Origin of the sequence: Moritella marina ATCC 15381 (assembly GCF_008931805.1) — a bacterium.
GTDB lineage: Bacteria > Pseudomonadota > Gammaproteobacteria > Enterobacterales > Moritellaceae > Moritella > Moritella marina.
Genome location: NZ_CP044399.1, coordinates 968643 through 987424, shown reverse-complemented (window position 1 = coordinate 987424; position 18782 = coordinate 968643). Strand labels below are relative to the sequence as shown.

General features: G+C 40.2%; 18 protein-coding genes. 10 read left to right on the top strand and 8 right to left on the bottom strand.

The window, feature by feature from the left end:
- The first annotated feature begins 73 nt into the window (after nt 1–73).
- Together FR932_RS04510 and ylqF are read left to right on the top strand one after the other, a co-directional pair.
- The gene (locus tag FR932_RS04510) at nt 74–1078 is read left to right on the top strand and encodes a LacI family DNA-binding transcriptional regulator (protein WP_019439239.1); all 1005 of its coding nucleotides are present in this window, start codon (nt 74–76) and stop codon (nt 1076–1078) included.
- A gap of 319 nt (nt 1079–1397) precedes the next feature.
- Nucleotides 1398–2315: a ribosome biogenesis GTPase YlqF gene (gene ylqF, locus FR932_RS04505; RefSeq protein ID WP_019439240.1), complete on the top strand. Its 918-nt coding sequence runs from the start codon at nt 1398–1400 to the stop codon at nt 2313–2315.
- A 129-nt stretch (nt 2316–2444) separates the two neighbouring features.
- On the opposite strand, the gene FR932_RS04500 is transcribed toward ylqF, so the two are convergent.
- Together FR932_RS04500 and aroG are read right to left on the bottom strand one after the other, a co-directional pair.
- Nucleotides 2445–2939 carry a DUF3085 domain-containing protein gene (locus tag FR932_RS04500; protein ID WP_019439241.1) on the bottom strand — a complete coding sequence of 165 codons (495 nt, stop codon included), beginning with the start codon at nt 2937–2939 and terminating at the stop codon, nt 2445–2447.
- 109 nt (nt 2940–3048) lie between these two features.
- Complete coding sequence (gene aroG / locus FR932_RS04495; protein ID WP_019439242.1) at nt 3049–4110, bottom strand: 3-deoxy-7-phosphoheptulonate synthase AroG; 1062 nt, start codon at nt 4108–4110, stop codon at nt 3049–3051.
- A 193-nt stretch (nt 4111–4303) separates the two neighbouring features.
- On the opposite strand from aroG, the gene FR932_RS04490 reads away from it, so the two are divergent.
- The 3 genes from FR932_RS04490 to FR932_RS04480 all read left to right on the top strand — a co-directional run bounded on the left by FR932_RS04490 (nt 4304) and on the right by FR932_RS04480 (nt 6543).
- Complete coding sequence (locus FR932_RS04490; RefSeq protein WP_019439243.1) at nt 4304–4618, top strand: HI1450 family dsDNA-mimic protein; 315 nt, start codon at nt 4304–4306, stop codon at nt 4616–4618.
- A 101-nt stretch (nt 4619–4719) separates the two neighbouring features.
- Complete coding sequence (gene argA, locus FR932_RS04485) at nt 4720–6048, top strand: amino-acid N-acetyltransferase (RefSeq protein ID WP_019628866.1); 1329 nt, start codon at nt 4720–4722, stop codon at nt 6046–6048.
- Nucleotides 6049–6258: 210 nt separating this feature from the next.
- Entirely contained in the window at nt 6259–6543 is a 285-nt protein-coding gene (locus FR932_RS04480) for a hypothetical protein (RefSeq protein ID WP_019439245.1), read from the top strand.
- A 25-nt stretch (nt 6544–6568) separates the two neighbouring features.
- Here the strand turns inward: FR932_RS04480 and hemH are convergent, their stop codons facing one another.
- The 3 genes from hemH to htpG form a co-directional block, all read right to left on the bottom strand.
- Nucleotides 6569–7576 (bottom strand): ferrochelatase, encoded by a 1008-nt coding sequence (hemH, locus tag FR932_RS04475; protein ID WP_019439246.1) that lies wholly within the window; start codon nt 7574–7576, stop codon nt 6569–6571.
- A 163-nt stretch (nt 7577–7739) separates the two neighbouring features.
- A complete protein-coding gene (adk, locus tag FR932_RS04470) occupies nt 7740–8384 on the bottom strand; it encodes an adenylate kinase (RefSeq protein WP_019439247.1) in 645 nt (214 codons plus the stop codon).
- 176 nt (nt 8385–8560) lie between these two features.
- On the bottom strand, nt 8561–10471 hold the full coding sequence (gene htpG, locus FR932_RS04465; protein ID WP_019439248.1) for a molecular chaperone HtpG: 1911 nt from the start codon (nt 10469–10471) through the stop codon (nt 8561–8563).
- 287 nt (nt 10472–10758) lie between these two features.
- Here htpG and FR932_RS04460 point away from each other — a divergent pair, with 287 nt between their 5' ends.
- Nucleotides 10759–11238 (top strand): glutathione peroxidase, encoded by a 480-nt coding sequence (locus FR932_RS04460; protein ID WP_019439249.1) that lies wholly within the window; start codon nt 10759–10761, stop codon nt 11236–11238.
- Between the two features lie 86 nt (nt 11239–11324).
- Nucleotides 11325–13298: an exoribonuclease II gene (locus FR932_RS04455; RefSeq protein WP_019439250.1), complete on the top strand. Its 1974-nt coding sequence runs from the start codon at nt 11325–11327 to the stop codon at nt 13296–13298.
- Between the two features lie 65 nt (nt 13299–13363).
- Here the strand turns inward: FR932_RS04455 and FR932_RS04450 are convergent, their stop codons facing one another.
- On the bottom strand, nt 13364–13951 hold the full coding sequence (locus tag FR932_RS04450; RefSeq protein ID WP_019439251.1) for a hypothetical protein: 588 nt from the start codon (nt 13949–13951) through the stop codon (nt 13364–13366).
- Nucleotides 13952–14248: 297 nt separating this feature from the next.
- A complete protein-coding gene (folE, locus tag FR932_RS04445) occupies nt 14249–14899 on the bottom strand; it encodes a GTP cyclohydrolase I FolE (RefSeq protein WP_019439252.1) in 651 nt (216 codons plus the stop codon).
- Nucleotides 14900–15083: 184 nt separating this feature from the next.
- On the opposite strand from folE, the gene moeA reads away from it, so the two are divergent.
- Together moeA and moeB are read left to right on the top strand one after the other, a co-directional pair.
- Nucleotides 15084–16316: a molybdopterin molybdotransferase MoeA gene (gene moeA, locus FR932_RS04440; RefSeq protein ID WP_019439253.1), complete on the top strand. Its 1233-nt coding sequence runs from the start codon at nt 15084–15086 to the stop codon at nt 16314–16316.
- Nucleotides 16316–17098: a molybdopterin-synthase adenylyltransferase MoeB gene (gene moeB / locus FR932_RS04435; RefSeq protein ID WP_019439254.1), complete on the top strand. Its 783-nt coding sequence runs from the start codon at nt 16316–16318 to the stop codon at nt 17096–17098. The genes moeA and moeB overlap by 1 nt, the downstream gene beginning before the upstream one ends.
- Nucleotides 17099–17193: 95 nt before the next feature.
- On the opposite strand, the gene FR932_RS04430 is transcribed toward moeB, so the two are convergent.
- Nucleotides 17194–18009, bottom strand: a complete 816-nt coding sequence (locus FR932_RS04430) for a hypothetical protein (RefSeq protein WP_019439255.1) — start codon at nt 18007–18009, stop codon at nt 17194–17196.
- A 468-nt stretch (nt 18010–18477) separates the two neighbouring features.
- Between FR932_RS04430 and FR932_RS04425 the strand changes: the two genes are divergently transcribed.
- Nucleotides 18478–18744: an acyl-CoA-binding protein gene (locus FR932_RS04425; RefSeq protein ID WP_019439256.1), complete on the top strand. Its 267-nt coding sequence runs from the start codon at nt 18478–18480 to the stop codon at nt 18742–18744.
- The last annotated feature ends 38 nt before the right edge of the window (nt 18745–18782 follow it).

Sequence of the window (18782 nt, the reverse complement as noted above, 5' to 3'; positions counted from 1 at the left end):
TCAGGCTTATGAACAACTTGCCTAATTATGTTATTCTAGTTTTAGTCACCTTACTAAAAATAATAGCTCACTCATGAATATACCTAAAGCAAACGCTACCTCAAAAGATGTTGCAAAATTAGCCGGCGTATCTCAATCGACGGTATCTCGTGTCTTTTTGCCGGGTAGCTCAGTCAGTGAAAAGACCAAAAACAAAGTATTTGCAGCTGCCAAAACGTTAAATTATCGTCCCAATGCTTTTGCTCGTAGCCTAACTACCAATGAATCTAAACTGATTGGTTTAGTTTTTCCAGATACTGATTACCCTTTGCACATGAAAACGCTGCAATTAATATCTAGCGAATTACAAAAACAAGGTTATTCAGCGGTACTTATCCCATGGCAAGTTGACGATGAAGCACTCCACTCTATTCCCAATATTTTTCAGTATCGTGTCGATGGTGTGATCGCGGCTTCGGCGACATTCAACAAATCACTTTATGAAGAGTGTGCCGAATTCAATATCCCTGTTGTTCAATTCGCCAGAGTAGTTGAAGGTACAAGAAGTAGTCATGTGGTGAGTGACAACTACGCAGCAGGTCAAACAGCCGCAAAGCATTTTCATAACAATGGCGTAAAATCAGCAATCTACTTAACGGGTGATATACCCACGTTCACTAATAATGAACGTAAGGCTGGTTTTTGTAGTGAGTTTGAAAGCCTGACAAATAAACAAGCGCATGTTGTTGAAGCCAGCTTTGACTACACAGAGGCTCTAGATAAAATCAGAGTAGTGCTTAGCCAAGTTAACAGACCTGATGGCGTATTTTGTGCAACCGATAATATTGCTATGGCGCTAATGGATGTGGCTCGTCTGGAGTTTGGTTTAAAGATTCCAGATGATTTACAAGTGATTGGCTTTGATAATATCCCTCAAGCAGAATGGTTAAACTATCAGTTATCGACCTTTAATCAAGATTTTAAGCGTTTGGCACGAGAGTCCGTAAAAATCATTGTCGACCAAATTAGTCAGAATGATTCGACGCTAGTAAAGCTCATGCTTCCGGCTAATTTTATAGAACGCAAAACCACACGGTAAACTATCGCCCATCTATTGCAATAAAATGGCTGGGTTTCCATCTAATTCGCGAGTTGTTTACGTAACAACCGCGACTTAACATAGAGCAAATAACGCCGATAGATAAATCACTCCCCACAACTCTCAACTAAAATTACTTGCATAGATATACCAACCCTTAGTGACCGAAATCACTAATTACGTTAAACTAGCGGCAATTATCAGACTATTGCAGGAAATGTTTACTCACTGCTTTAGCAACCAACTTTCAAACCAGCACATTTTGTAGCTAATTACGTACAAATGTGACTGTAGATCAAAATAAAAAGGTTATATTTAAATGTCAATTCAGTGGTACCCAGGGCACATGCACAAAGCCCGTAAAGAGATCGCGGAAGTAATGCCGCAAATGGACCTCATTATCGAAGTGCTTGATGCGCGTATTCCTTATAGTAGTGAGAATCCAATGATCTCCGACTTACGTGGTGATACCCCTTGTATTAAGATTCTTAATAAGAGTGACCTTGCCGATCCGATCATTACAGCACAATGGTTAGAATATCTAGAATTAGAAGAAGGCGTTAAAGCCTACGCCTTTACAACGCAAGAAGTGCATGAGATCAAAAAAATCCCTGCCCTAGCACGTCAATTAGTACCAAATAAAGAAGGTGCGCACCAAGTCATTAAAGCGATGATCATGGGTATTCCAAACGTGGGGAAATCAACCACAATTAATATCCTTGCTAACCGTATTATTGCTAAGACAGGTAATGAGCCTGCTGTGACTAAACAGCAGCAGCGTATCAAATTAGACAACGGGATCGTACTATCTGATACTCCAGGCATGTTATGGCCGAAAGTACAAAACCCACTTTCTGGCTACCGTTTAGCATCAACAGGCGCAATTAAAGATACTGCGATTGAATATGATGACATCGGAATGTACGCAGCAGAATACATGTGTAAAGCATATCCAGAAGCAATGCGTGAGCGTTACAAACTCGATAATCTCGACAAAACAGATTTAGAATTGTTAGAAGATATTGGCCGTGGTCGTGGTTGTTTAGGTCCAGGTGGTTTTGTTGATTTAAACAAAGCCGCTGCGATTTTAATCAATGAATTGCGTACAGCTAAAATCTGTCGCTTAAGCTTAGAAACACCAGCAATGGCTGAAGCAGAAAAACAAGCTGTTATCGAGCGATTAGCGCTTGAAGGCGAGAAAGTTAAAAAGCGTAAGCCAAAGAAAAAACGTCGTTAATCAAAAGCTTGGCGATATAATACTGTCGCCAGTTTTACTAACCCCTTTAAACGTAAAAAGCCTCTGTTATCGAAACAGAGGCTTTTTTGTATTCAATTCAAGCAGTACGATTACTTGCTGAAAAATGTCTTACTTAATGATTAGACGTACATCGTCATCATCACCCAATTCAATAATGAACTGTTTCTTGTCTGCTTTAACAGAACGACTCACCCACTCCAATGGAATTGTGATTGAGCCCATTTCGCCATCAAAAATTTCATCTTGATTCATTTCGAAATCAGCATCGTTCTCTGGGTGACAGCCTTGTGCATACGCTAATGTGCCTCGCTCAATTGGCGAGATATCACTTGAAACATTGTTCATAATGAAAACGCCGTGCTCTGCCATCAAGGTTAATTGTGCTTTAAGCTTCTTAGGATTAAGCTGGTTAACATCTGGCCAAAAGTTAAGGCCCTTACTTAACGCTTCCACTTCAGTATTGCCATGTTCATCGACAACTTTAGATCCTTTGAACTTGCTCGCGTCCCAAAGATCGTCATAAGTAGGGGTAAAAGTCTTTGCAGCCAGTGCTTCCGCTTCAATCGGCAAAACTTCATCAAGAGAAAATATAATTCGTTTCATTTGTGTCCGCTCTTTAATGACAAAAGCACAAACCAAAGTTTGTGCTTTACAATATGCTAAGACTATATACCTAAACAGCGTTACAATGCAAGTCAGCTAATGCCCTTGCTTATTTAACAGCTCGGCGTGTCGCTACAGCATCAGATAATTGTGCCATCATCGTTTCAGTGTCAGCCCAACCGATACAAGCATCTGTGATACTTTGACCGTAAGTTTCAACTTTACCATTAACAAGATCTTGACGACCTTCTACTAAATGACTTTCAACCATCACACCGAAAATACCTTTATTACCAGCACTAATTTGACCAGCAACGTCCGTTGAAACATCCATTTGTTTTTGGAATTTCTTTTCGCTGTTAGCATGGCTAAAATCAATCATGATATTAACGTCTTGCTTAGCACCTTCTAACTGAGTCGTAATTGCAGCAACATCATCAGCAGAATAGTTAGTCGACTTATTACCACCACGTAGGATGATATGGCAATCAGGGTTACCAGCAGTAGAGATAATAGCTGAGTGACCAAATTTCGTTACTGATAAGAAATGATGCGGTGCGTTTGCACTACCAATTGCATCAATCGCGACTTTAATTGTACCGTCAGTACCGTTTTTAAAGCCGACAGGACATGACATGCCTGATGCTAATTCACGGTGAACTTGAGATTCAGTCGTACGTGCGCCGATTGCACCCCAGCTCATTAGATCGCCAACATATTGTGGTGTGATCATATCAAGGAATTCACCCGCTGTTGGTAGACCCATTGCATTCACATCAAGCAATAGTTTACGAGCAATACGTACACCATCATTTAACTGGAAGCTGTCATCTAAATACGGGTCGTTAATTAACCCTTTCCAACCGACTGTTGTACGCGGTTTTTCAAAATAAACACGCATCACAATTTCAAGTGTATCTTTATACTTCTCACGTAATGCCACTAGACGCGCTGCATACTCTAATGCAGCCTCAGTGTCATGAATAGAACAAGGACCAACGATCACTAAAAGGCGATCATCTGCTTGCTTAAGAATTTGGCTAATGCTATTACGTGATTCAAATACTGTTTTAGTAACATCATCAGAAGCAGGGTATTTTTCTAACACTGCAATTGGCGGTAATAATTCTTTTACTTCACGGATTCTGACGTCGTCTGTTTGATAATGCATACTAATAATATTCCTTTATTTGCCCTTTGGCATTCATACTCTAATGTTATATTGTCCGCATTCAATGTAACGCCTATTTCATTCGGAATCAATTAGAAATCACATAAAAATACAGTGGATATTGTCAGACATATTTTTATCTGATCGAGATTAAGGTAAAATCCAGTAAAAATACCCTAAATTTGGACATTCTATGCTATTAAAAACTGAAGACGAGCTAATCGATTTTGCCTATGACACATTTTTAGACGGTGCGCAAAAAGAATTAGAGCCAGCAGATCAAATCTTATTTGCCATGCAATTCGAAGATCGTGGTGCGGTGGACATCGTAGACTTAAGTAACGATTGGCCAGCAAGTGTCGCCATGGGGATCAATGACAATGACTATTGTGAATTACACATCGGCCTTGTTGATGGCCAAGATGTATTAAATGATGTATTCGGTCGTGTATTAGTAAAGAAGAAAGCCAACGACAAATTCATCCACATCCTTTGGAAAACTGAATAATCGATCGACTGCGACTTGATTTCATCTGTGATTTAAGGAATATTAGTTTCAAAGCTAATATTTAAAATACGTATTTAGAATAAGATGTTAAATCCAAGGAGATGGAATTGAGTCAACAAGATAACCAGTTAGTACGTTGGTTTCGGCAATCTGCGCCTTACCTCAATGCACACCGCGATAAAACAATCGTACTGACATTGAGCGGCGAAGCCATCGCGCATGCCAATTTCATCAATATCGTTAATGACATTGCCTTATTAAACATCCTCGGTATTCGTATCGTTTTGGTTTTTGGCGCTCGTCCACAAATTAACACCATACTCGCGCAGAATAACTGCGAGAGTCAGTTTCACAAACGCCAACGCGTCACTGATGAACAAGCTTTCCCGCTCATTAAACAAGTTATTGGCCAACTCCAATATGAAATTACCGCCGCATTTTCGATGGGACTGGTCAACACACAAATGCACGGTGTTAAAATCAATATCGTCAGTGGCAACTTTATTACAGCCCAGCCTATGGGCGTGGATGACGGCGTCGATTTTTGCCATACTGGGCGCGTACGCCGTGTCGATACCGATGCATTGGAATATCAACTCGCACAAAATGCCATTACAGTCGTTCCCCCACTCGGCTATTCAGTCACAGGGGAAAGTTTTAACCTCAGTGCGGAAGAAGTCGCGACTAAAATAGCCATTAAACTGAGTGCCCATAAACTGATTAACTTTTGTTCTTCGCAAGGTGTGCTGGATTATAACGGTGAGCTCATTTCAGAAATGTTTCCAGAGCAAGCACAAGAGCGCTTAGCGGAACTAGAAGCACAAGGCGGTATAAATAGTGGCACAGCGTCATACTTACGTGCAGCGATTACTGCGTCTTTTGCTGGTGTCACACGCTGCCATTTAGTCAGTTACAAAACCGATGGTTCTTTATTACAAGAGCTGTTCTCACGCGACGGTGTTGGTACTCAAATAGTACGTCAAAGTGCCGAACAAACCCGCCCGGCTAAGATTGAAGATGTGCCTGGTATTATGCTATTAACGCAGCCCTTGGTCGAGCAAGGTATGCTAGTACAGCGCAGCAGGGAACAATTGTTACGAGATATCGAGCACTTTACTGTCGTAGAGCGTGATGGCACCATTATTGGCTGTGCATCACTGTACTGTTTCTCGGGTAATATCGCCGAAATGGCCAGTGTGGCAACACACCCAGAATATCGCCGCTTGAGTCGTGGTGATTTATTGGTCAAAGAAATCGAACGACAAGCCAAGAAACAAGGCATGGAGCATCTTTTCGTGCTCACAACACACAGTATTCATTGGTTTAGAGAACGTGGTTTTGAACCTGTCGAGCTGGAACAGCTGCCTGTTGAAAAACAAGAGCTATATAACCTACAGCGTCGTTCAAAAATTTTGATGAAAGCATTGTAACATCAGGCAGTAACGAGTAATTAAAGTACTCAAGATTAGATTACCGTTATTGCCATTTTATTAACACTGCACCAATCCCCTTTAATTATCACCTCTATCAGCCATAGCTATAGCTATAGCTAACTTGTTACAATTCGGTACATTTACCTACTACTGCAACTAGAATATTTAGGTCTATAATTCCCTTTCATTCTAAAGCAGGTGCAATACATGTCATTACGGCTTAGACTACAACGAGGCTTCCACAAATTCAGTCAGCGCTTACTTGCAAATCTCGACAGTAAAAAACGCTTATGGATAGTACAAGTGGATGAAGGCGGACTAAAAAACCAGTCATTTATTGTTGATGAGGATAGCTTTCAGCAACCACTAGATTGGATGTTGAAAAGGCACTATTCTGTAATAGATTTGGAAAATGTAGACAAGATGAAATGTGCCGAAATGGTTAGCGTCCAACTCGAGAACGCTAAACACTGTTTGATCCGCGCTAAATAGCAATCAATCAACATCAGCTATTTTATCAACGACGTAAGTATTCACTCGCAACAGCATGTAGTGCGCGAATATGCGCTTCATCGTCATTTAAACAAGCAATGAACCGATAATCTTCACCGCCGGCTTCTACAAATACCTCTTTGTTTTCAATCGCCATTTCTTCAAGTGTTTCTAAGCAATCAACGGCAAAGGCAGGCGCAATAACATCAAGTGATTTCGTACCATTTTCAGCCAATTTAACTAACGTCTCATTAGTATACGGTTGTAGCCATTCAGCTTTACCAAAACGCGATTGATAACAATGCACAACCTGATCTTCCGTTAAGCCCAAGCGCGCACATAACAGTGCCGTGGTTTCAACACAATGGTCCGCATAGATATCGCCTTTTTCAACCAGGAACTTAGGAATACCATGGTAAGACAATAGCAATTTCTCAGCTCTGCCCTTTTCAGCCCAATGGCGCTCTACGCTTAACGCTAATGCTTCAATATAAGCGTCGTTATTATGGTAATGCTTCACTAAGCTCACACTTGGTACATCAATGGTTGCTTGCAGGTAGTTAGCCACTTGATCAAATACTGGCGCTGTCGTGGTTGATGAGTATTGTGGAAACAAAGGCAGTACCACTATGTGCTCTGTACCCGCTTGTTGTAACTTTTTAATGGCATTTTTGATGCTGCGCTCGCCATACGTCATGGCCAATTCAACTTGTACACCTTGCCCCGTACCTTGCTCTTTACCTTGCCCTGTACCTTCAAACAGTGCTGACAACGCTTTCTGTTGTAATAGGCTGTAGTGTAAGAGTGGTGAGCCATCATCAAACCAAATCGATTGGTAAGCTTTGGCTACACGTTTACAACGCAAAGGTAAAATGACACCGTTTAAGAGCGGCAACCAAAATAATCGAGGTATATTGACCACGCGGGTATCAGACAGAAATGGTCTTAAAAAGGCTTTAACACCGGCTGGAGTGGCTGAATCTGGCGTACCAAGGTTAACCAATAAAATACTTTGCTTAGTCATATTACACATAATCACTATATCGTTTAACGAGTGACTCTATTCTATGCGATTAAATCACTTGGATCCAATAACTCGCTGAGATTTAGGTATAAAAAAACCCCGAGCATGCTCGAGGTTTGATAACCGTCTACAGATTAATCGAAAGAATTAAACCTGTCGATTCACTTGTCGACTAGCCAAGTAATTCAGCTAATTGCTTGCTTACCGCGTCAACAGCTTGAGTGCCGTCGAATGTAACATATTTGCTGTTACCTGCTTCCGCTTCTTTGCCATAATAAGCAATAAGTGGTGCAGTTTGATCGTGATAGATACCTAAACGTTTACGTACAGTTGCTTCAACATCATCCGCACGGATAGATAGATCTTCACCAGTTTCGTTATCTTTACCTTCCACTTTTGGCGGATTGTAAACAGTATGGTAAACACGACCTGAAGCAGCGTGAACACGACGACCGCTCATACGCTTAACGATCTCTTCATCTGGCACGTCAAATTCAAGTACGAAGTCAACGTCGATACCGTTTTCTTTCATCGCGTCAGCTTGTGGGATAGTACGTGGGAAACCGTCTAGTAGGAAACCTTTTGCACAATCTTCTTTCTTAACACGATCTTTAACTAATTCGATGATTAGTTCGTCAGATACAAGTTGGCCACCATCCATAACAGCTTTCACTTTTTGACCTAACTCAGAACCTTCTTTAATAGCAGCTCGTAGCATATCACCAGTAGAGATTTGCGGAACACCATAGTTTTCCATGATGAACTGTGCTTGAGTTCCCTTACCTGCACCTGGTGCACCTAATAAAATAATACGCATAAATTGCCCTTAAATTGACTTAGCTTGTTTAAATTGCTTAAATTTCAGAACCGCTAGACTACACGGGAAATCCGATGTGTTCAAGTACGGCCCTGAATTGCCATGCATTAGTGTATAACTTTGTGAGTAGTTTAATAGAAAAACGTATTCACACTGTTAAATTTTGAAAACTGTACTTAACCGATTAAACGATTCATACGCGCAATAAATGCCGCAGGATCATCTAAACTACCACGTTCAGTCAGTTGTGCTTGTTCTAGCAATAACTGAACCCAGTCTGCAAATACGCTTTCATCTGCTTCATCAGCAACACGTTTGATCATTTCGTGCTCAGGATTTAGCTCAAAAATGTATTTTTGTGGTGGTACTGCTTGACCAGCAGATTCCATCAATTTAATCATTTGGCTGCTCATGCCATCTTCGTTAGTCACAACACAAGATGGAGTCTCTGTTAGACGATGCGTTAAACGTACATCGGCTACTTTTTCACCTAATGTTGATTTAGCACGCTCAAGGAAGCTAGCAAATTCTTCAGTCGCTTCTTCTTTAGCTTTCTTAGCATCTTCATCATCCAGTTCGCCAAGGTCTAAATCACCCTTAGTAACAGAAACCAGTTGTTTACCATCAAAGTCCGTTAAGTGTGATAATAACCACTCATCAATACGGTCAGTTAATAGCAATACTTCAATGCCTTTTTTCTTGAAGATTTCAAGATATGCACTGTTTACTGCTGTGGTGTAATTGTCAGCTGTAATGTAGTAAATCTTATCTTGACCTTCAGGCATGTTTTCGATGTATTTACCGAAACCAACTTCTTGTGCAGGACCGCCAACCGATGTTGAAGAAAAACGTAATAAAGAAGCAATTTTCTCTTTATTCGCCATGTCTTCTGCTGGACCTTCTTTCAGTGCTTGACCAAATTCATTCCAGAATTTCAGATATTTTTCATCTTCGTTCTTCGACATGCGTTCAAGCATGGTCAATACACGTTTAGTACAAGCAGTACGTAGTGATGTCGTGATTTTATTATCTTGTAAAATTTCACGAGATACGTTTAGTGGTAAATCGTTAGAATCTAATACACCCTTCACGAAACGTAGGTAAGTCGGCATAAACTGCTCAGCGTCATCCATAATGAATACACGTCGAACATACAGTTTTAGACCATGTTCTTTTTCACGGTTCCACATATCAAATGGGGCGCGCGCAGGGATATAAAGTAAGCTCGTATATTCTTGCTTACCTTCTACACGGTTGTGGCTCCATGTGAGTGGATCTTCAAAGTCGTGGGCAATGTGCTTGTAGAACTCATTATATTCTTCATCTTTAAGTTCGTTTTTCGATAATGTCCACAGTGCGCTTGCACGGGTAATCGATTCCCACTCACCTGGTACTGCTGGTGTTTTTTCACCGTCAGGACCGTCTGATTCAGGTTGTTCTTCTTTCCACATCTCAACAGGGATGCTGATGTGATCAGAATATTTGTTTACAATTTGACGCAGTTTCCATGCATCCAATAAGTCGTCTTCGCCTTCACGTAAGTGTAAGATGATTTCAGTACCACGACTTTCTTTCGTGATATCCGCTAGACGGTAATCGCCCTCGCCTTCAGATTCCCACTGTACTGCTTGGTCTGCTGCTGCGCCTGCTGCACGTGTATTCACGGTCATCATATCTGCGACGATGAAACCAGAATAGAAACCCACACCGAACTGACCGATTAACTGTGAGTCTTTCGCTTGGTCACCAGATAGGTTGTCAAAGAATTCAGATGTGCCAGAACGTGCGATTGTACCTAAATGCGAGATAACATCTTCACGTGACATACCGATGCCGTTATCAGCAATCGTGATTGTACGGGCTGTTTTATCAAACGTAACACGTACGCGTAATTCGCCGTCATCTTCATATAAGCTATTATCTGATAATGCTTTAAAACGTAATTTGTCGGCTGCATCTGCCGCATTAGAGACAAGTTCACGTAAAAATATTTCTTTATTTGAGTATAAAGAATGGATCATTAATTTAAGCAGTTGCTTAACTTCAGCTTGAAAGCCGTGAGTCTCAGTATTAACTGTATCAGTCATTACTTGTTCCTTTGTTCTAATGGGGTTATTCAGATTACAAGTTATCTGAATGTATTTGTTAATAGATAGATGGGTTTGTTATCCCTGTTTTCAAGGGCAATTAATCATTTTTATCTGTGAGCTCAGACGCAACTACTTAAACTCAAATGTAAAAAACCTATTCTTGAGACGAAAATACTTGCATATTCATATTGCAGCAATCATTATGTTGCGCGCAACCTATTTACCTATCAACTAAACTAATTTAGTTATCTACTAATTATCTCTACTATAAGAAGGTACTTACCATGACCAAACTTTATGACTTCGAAGTAACAACAATCACAGGTGAACAGAAAAAACTCAGTGATTATAATGGCCAAGCCGTATTAATCGTCAATACAGCAAGTAAGTGTGGGTTCACTAATCAATACGCAGAGTTAGAAGAACTTAATCAGACTTATGGTGATAAAGGATTAGCCATTCTTGGCTTCCCTTGCAACCAATTTAAGCAACAAGAAAAAGGCTCAGATGCCGATATAAACTCATTCTGCCAACTTAATTTTGGTGTCACTTTTGACATGTTCAGCAAGATTGATGTCAACGGTGATAATGCCGACCCACTCTATAACTGGCTAAAGTCTGAGGCGAGAGGTTTGTTAGGTAGTAAGGGGATTAAGTGGAACTTTACAAAATTCTTAGTTAATCGAGACGGTGATGTCGTTGAGCGTTTTGCACCAACCGTTTCACCAAAAGGCATGATTAAAGATATTGAAAAACTACTATAAGCTGAAAGCAAACGGCCAGTATCAGGGGTGGTACTTAGCCCTGCTCTGTCGTATAGTATGCGCAATTCATTATAGGAAGGTTTTACATGTTTCGCGACAATCCACTACTATCTCAATTAAAACAAAATATGCGCCAAAACACGCCAAGTGTAGAAGGAACTGTTAAAGGCACTGAACGTGGTTTTGGTTTCCTTGAAGCGGATGATGGCGAAAGCTACTTCATTGCGCCGCCACACATGAAAAAAATCATGCATGGCGATCGAATTAAAGCCTATATCGAAACCAACGGTGATAAAACATCAGCAGAACCGGATACGTTAGTTGAAGCTAAGTTAAGCCGTTTTATTGCGCGTATTAGTATTGCAAAAAACAAACTGACTATTGTTGCCGACAGCCCAGTGATCAACATGCCGATTAAGGCAAAACTAGTTGGTTTAGGCGAGCAAAAAGTAAGTAATGGCGATTGGGTTGTTGCACAACTTACATCTCATGCATTAAAAGATGGTAGTTTCTCAGCCGAAGTAACGAGTTTCGTTGCTACTGAAACCGATCCAAATGCACCATGGTGGGTTACATTAGCACGTCAAAATTTAGCTAAAGACGTACCAGCAATGCCTGATTCTGTTGAATTTAAAGATGATACGACGCGTATTGATCTAACAGATAAACCATTCTTTACTATCGATTCAGCGTCTACACAAGATATGGATGACGCACTGCTTGTTGAAAAAACAGCAGAAGGCAATTTAAAAGTGACTGTTGCGATCGCTGATCCAACAGCATATATCCCAGCTGATTCAGAACTAAACAAAATTGCGGCAGAACGAGCGTTCACTGTGTATCTACCGGGCCGTAATATCCCAATGATGCCACGTGAATTAAGCGACAGTGTTTGTTCATTAGTTGCTGGCGAAAAACGCCCAACATTATGCTGTACTTATACTATTCAAGAAGATGGTGCCTTAGCTGAAGAGTTTGAATTCTTCACAGCTTGGATCACGTCTCAGCACAAGCTATCTTATACACAAGTATCAGACTTAATTGAAGAAGTTTCAACGCAATGGCAGCCTGAAGCACAGCTTGCAGAACAACTACAGTCACTGGCTACGTTTGCACGTCATCGTCAACAATGGCGTAAGAAAAATGCCATCGTATTCCCTGACCAACCAGACTACAGCTTCGAGCTAGATGAAACAGGTAACGTACTTGCTATTCATGTAGAACATCGCCGCATTGCTAATCAAATGATTGAAGAAACCATGGTTGCAGCGAACATCACCGCAGCACGTTTATTCCGTCTACATGGCGATGTGGGTGTATTTAATACCCACGCTGGTTTTGATCCAGAGAAGATTGACTTAGTTGTTGAGTTACTGACTGAACACGGTATCGAATGCACAAAAGAACACATCCAATCTCTAACTGGTTATGTTGAATTACAACGTACCCTTGCAGAAAAAGCGAATCCAGCATTAGACAGTCGTTTACGTCGTATGCAAAGCTACAGCATCATCAGTGCAAGTGCAGAACGTCACTTCGCTATGGGTCTAGAAGGTTATGCAACATGGACATCACCAATTCGTAAATACGGTGACATCCTTAACCATCGCCTAATCAAAGCAACATTGACCAATGGTACAGCACGCTCTGCAACAGAAGATGAAGTGATCTTGATGTCGGAACGTCGCCGCCAACATAGAATGGCTGAACGTGATATCTCATCGTGGTTATATGTTGATTACCTAACACCTGCAGTAGAAAGCAAACAAGCATTCGAGGCGAGCATCATGGATGTTAACCGCGGTGGTTTACGTGTGCGTTTACTTGAAAATGGTGCGGTTGCATTTATCCCTGCAAGCTTATTACATGATAATAAGAAAGAAGTTAAATGCTTAGTCGAAACAGGTCAAATCAGCATTAAAGATCAAGTGGAATACAGCTTAGGTGACGTTATCTTCGTTAATATCGCCGAAGTTAACAAAGAAAAGCGTAACATTGTTGCGAAGCCAGTTGCGACAACGCCAGTTGTTACTAAACCAGTAGCAACTGCTGCAGTTTAACAACAGCTTATTTTTAACGAAGGCAAGCACTGCTTGCCTTCGTTAATAGCTCTTAATTAATCTAGCTAAATAATTAAGCCTGCCCCACCCCAATGCCTTTTTCGTTCTGTATGCAACTGCACAATCAACTTCAACGCATTATTTGGATCTAATTGCCAATTAGCATTAATATCTGGGTTTACCGCCATGAACTCCGTTAACATACTTTGTAAATGACTTAGCATCGCAGTGGTCACTTGCGCACGTTGTGGCATATCAATAACAAAATTAAACGCCTGTAATTCCATCATTTGATATTGTTGTAATACAAACTCTAAATCGGCCAACGTTGCTTCATATTTAACCTGCTCTTTTACCTCTGCGACATCAATGCTTGCTTGACGATCTATGTTGATCGCGTCAGCATGAATACCATCAATATTGACTAAACCTTGCGTCGCATTGTCATCATAAATAGTCAACGACGCCATATCTTGAGCGTAACTACTATTGGCATAACTGACAATAAAACGTGTTGTTGCCAATAAGAAAACAACAAAACAGCACAGTAATAATGATTGTAATAGTGACTGTAATAGCGATTGCGCTAATTGCTCCGACTGATCATCGGAGTGTAATTTCCACAATGTATTTAGTTTTAATATCTGCTTCATCTCAGCTACTCATTAATTATCAATGACGTCATTAAAACAAACAAGTATGGCGATTAAATTACCCTAAAATGATGAATAAAGATGAATTATGACAAAATGTGGCAATGTAAAATAAGTTACGAATACGGATGGACGTTAACCTTGCCATTGAAAAGATGACATAGGTATTAAGGCTTGGCTTTAATTGAATTAGCTTGAATTGAGTATAGATATTGAAGGGATGAATAAACCTAAACGACAGAGTGAATGCACTCGAGAATTGCAGTTTAGGTTTACGTAATCTGTATTAACAATTAACTAACGACAGTGTAAGAACTCAGCTCTTGTTTCTGGACGTGATTTAAAGATACCACCTAGCGACGTAGTTGTGGTTTCACTCGTTGCATCCATCACACCACGTGCTTTCACACAATAATGTGTCGCAGTAATGCTCACAGCAACATCCTGTGAATCAAGCAAGGTTTGCAGTGCAACTAAAATCTGTTGCGTTAAGCGCTCTTGCACTTGTGGACGGCGTGAGAAAAATTGCACAATGCGATTAATCTTTGATAAACCAATCACTTTACTACGTGGAATATAAGCAATTGTCGCTTTACCATCGATAGTCACAAAATGATGTTCGCAAGTACTCGTTAAGGTAATATCACTGACCTTAACCATTTCATCCACTTGCATTTTATTATCAATTAAAGTGATTTTAGGGAATGAGCTATAATCTAAACCTGAGAATATTTCATTCACGTACATTTTAGCAATACGGTGTGGCGTTTCAGCCAAACTGTCATCCGTTAAATCCAACTCTAATAATTTTAGAATTTCGGTAAAATGCGATTCAATGCGGTCTTTTTTCTCTGCGCTCGATAGCCCAGTTCCGATCATTGGTGTCTCTAACCCTCGCTCTTCCAATACTGAGCGAACTAATAAAGCTTCTTTACTTAGGCAGGTCATTACTTACTCCACAAACGGATCGACTTTAAAATAATGCCGCATAATAACACCTAACAATTAATAATATAAACAAATTAGCTTAAATAGCGTTAATTAAGCTTTTTATTGTTATAGATCCTATCGTCAATGTGTTGATTTTGTCATAATTGACGATATAACTAAAAAATAACCACAAGGGTATATGATGGGATGTTGTGACGTACAAGGGCTAAAACCACTGGATTTAGCGATGCAAGAAATGTTAGACAATATTGATGCAGTAACAGAAACGCTGACATTAGATTTAGCAGATGCACTCGATTATATTCTCGCAGAAGACATATCTTCGCCAATGAATGTGCCGCCATTTGATAATTCAGCAATGGATGGTTACGCCGTTCGCATCACCGACCTGACTCAATCAATGACCCTACCGCTTGCAGGTAAAGCGTTTGCAGGCCAACCATTTATGGGTGCATGGCCAATCGGTTCATGTATTCGCATTATGACCGGTGCACCAGTACCTGCAGGCTGTGAAGCCGTTATTATGCAAGAAAGCACACAAGTCGACGGTGATTTAATCACTTTTGATAATATCCCACCAATGTATGACAATATTCGTAATGCCGCTGAAGACATTGCTATCGGCCAAGCTGTATTAACCAAAGGTCGTCGTCTTACACCACGTGATATTCCGATGCTAGCAACGATAGGTGTTGATAAAGTCACTGTGTATCGTCGCCTAAAAGTAGCTATATTTTCAACCGGTGACGAGCTAAAAAGCTTAGGTCAACCGCTGGGTAATGGTGAAATTTACGACAGTAACCGTTACAGCATCAATGCCATGCTATCACGTTTGAATTTAGACATTGTTGATTTTGGCATTGTCCCTGATAACGAAGATCTACTACGCGAAACGTTTATTAAAGCCGATGCAGTGGCGGATGCAGTTATCACCTCTGGCGGCGTATCCGTTGGCGAAGCCGACTACACTAAAATATTGTTGGAAGAACTGGGCGAAATTGGTTTTTGGAAATTAGCGATTAAACCAGGTAAACCATTTGCCTTCGGTTCACTACCAAACAGTAAGTTCTTTGGCTTACCCGGTAACCCTGTATCAGCAACCGTCACTTTCCATCAGCTTGTTGTACCTGCGTTGGCAAAAATGACAAATCAAGAATTTACACCAACACCCCGCTTCAATGCCGTTGCGGCGACTCGACTTAAAAAAGCACCAGGACGTATGGATTTTCAACGTGCCATTTATAGTGTGAATGCACAAGGTCAACTTGAAGTTGTATCAACAGGCAGCCAAGGTTCAGGTGTATTCAGCAGCTTGAGTCACTCAAATTGCTACGCGATCATCGAGCAAGATCGTGGTAACGTCGAAATTGGTGAAACGGTCACGATTGAACCCTTTAACGAGATCCTAAATTAATGTCGACCCCATCAAATGATAGCTCTTCTTGCGAAGATATTCTGTCTTCGCAAGAAGAGCTACGCTATAACCGTCAAATCGTGCTTCGCCACTTTGACTTTGATGGTCAAGAAGCCTTAAAACAAGCCAAGGTATTGTTAATCGGTGCCGGTGGTTTAGGTTGTGCGAGTAGTCAGTACCTAGCTTCTTCAGGCATAGGACAGATGACATTAGTCGACTTCGATCATATCGAACTGTCTAATTTACAACGTCAGTTACTACACCGTGATAGCCGTATTGGAGAGTTTAAATCACTGTCGGCTAAATATGAGCTAGAACAGATAAATCCGCACTGTAAAGTACAGGCTATAACCACTAAACTGTCTGAAGATGAGATGGTTAAGCTGATAGAACAGCATGATATTGTGCTTGATTGTACCGATAACGTCGATACACGAGAGCAGATAAACCGAGCTTGTTTCGCACTGCGTACACCATTAGTCTCTGGCGCTGCAATTCGTATGGAAGGTCAAATAAGTGTTTTTACCTATGCTGATGATGAACCTTGCTATCAATGTTTAAGCCAATTATTCGGTAGTGGCACATTAAGCTGTGTTGAATCAGGCATTATGGCACCGATGGTTGGTATTATTGGTGCGATGCAGGCAATGGAAGCGATTAAAGTGATTGCTAATTTTGGCAAGCCAATGACAGGGAAAGTACTGCTCGTTGATGGGTTGACACTGTCTTTTCAAACCATGAAGTTACCAAAATTACCAAGCTGCTCTGTTTGTAGTCTGTAACACACCATGCCACACACCAAATAGCATAGATAAACGAGTACGATGATCTACTATATCGTGCTCGTTTTTATATTAGCTGTTCACTTGTGTTAAAACTATAAGAAAATGTGCGCCAGATAAGAGACTAACAAGCAATATACTAAGTTAGCAATCAAACTCGCTTCTAACCCTACAAACCAGTACAACAACCCCAGTGCAGAGGCTGTGATAGCCGATATAATAACGATAAATACAATCAGGTTTATCGAAAAGGTTGATGTCACCAGCGCGACGGATAACGCCATAAAAAAAGACAATATAATCGATGAAATGATAATTGCATTTGTGGTTAATTTCACCTTCGAAGGCTTAGTTTCAAAAACCATCAATCTTGACAATAAACTTGACAGCGGTAACATAAATACCGACAAGTATAATGCACTGGTTAACAATGCAGTTAAAGCAATAAGTATCAAATCTAACGAGCTAAATATTTGATGATATTGAAGAAACGCTTGTGGTAAATGTGGTTCTGCGATGACAAAAATTAGACTACATAAAATTGCCGTTAACAATCCAAAACAAGCACCAAATACGAGTGTTAAACGCAATTCCGATAAAAATCCAGAAACGTTTGTCTCTTGTCGTGATGATGGCGACAACTTATCAGTACAAATAATGCCAAAATAAGCAGTGCAAGAAATAGCTAACAATACGATCGCGACTAACGGCGCAATAAAGCTGTTTGTTAATCCAATACCCAGCGGTAAATTAGAAAACAAAAATGATGCTATGTTGCTTTGCTCCACACATAGAACAGCAACAACTACTAATAAAGCACAAATGAGCAGTAAACAGCGTTGCAATGTAGAGTAATTATTCAATACAGCCTCAAATAATGATATCTGTCTATTCGATTGTGATTCGATCATATTTCACTTACAAAAAATGGGTTTAGTGTTACTGGATTTATAATGTTAATGCTACAAATACGATTAACACCCAAAAGATCGTAACTACAAATGGGTAATGATATATTCTGACGTATATATCAAGTTTAATTGTCTATTGAGCCCCTAGATTTAGCCTATTTCTGCGTTACATCAATTATTACGCACGCGCTATATGATCACGCGCCCCCACAAAGCCCTTAACTAAAATTAGAATAATCATACTTATTTAAAAGTTATTAGTTTGAATAATAAGGATTTTTAATTATTTAAATACATACCTAAAACTGAAATAAAAGGATGTATTAAGTAGAAAATAAAGGTAACATTTGCCTGTGACCTAACTACTCATTAGTAGGTGCATTACGACATTGCTCGTTGTAATGCTTTTACTAATGAATAGTTAAGTACTTTTTGATTCAACATTTTAGATAAATAAAGGAATATAAAATGACAGACCTACGCGCTAAATTCGAAGCTACAGTAGACCAAGTTCAAAATGGCACAGCGAAGAAAAAACCTTCACAAGAATTAAAGTTAGAGTTTTATTCATTATTCAAGCAAGCAACAGAAGGTGATGTGGCAACTAAAAAGCCATCTATCTTTGATATGGTTGGTTTTGCTAAGTGGACTGCATGGGATAAATTACGAGGCTTATCTTCAGACCAAGCGATGGAAAAATATATTGCTCGTGTAGAAGAAGAGAATGCGGCTTAATTTTAACAGCCTTTAGTTAAGTGACTTGTTGTCAGTAA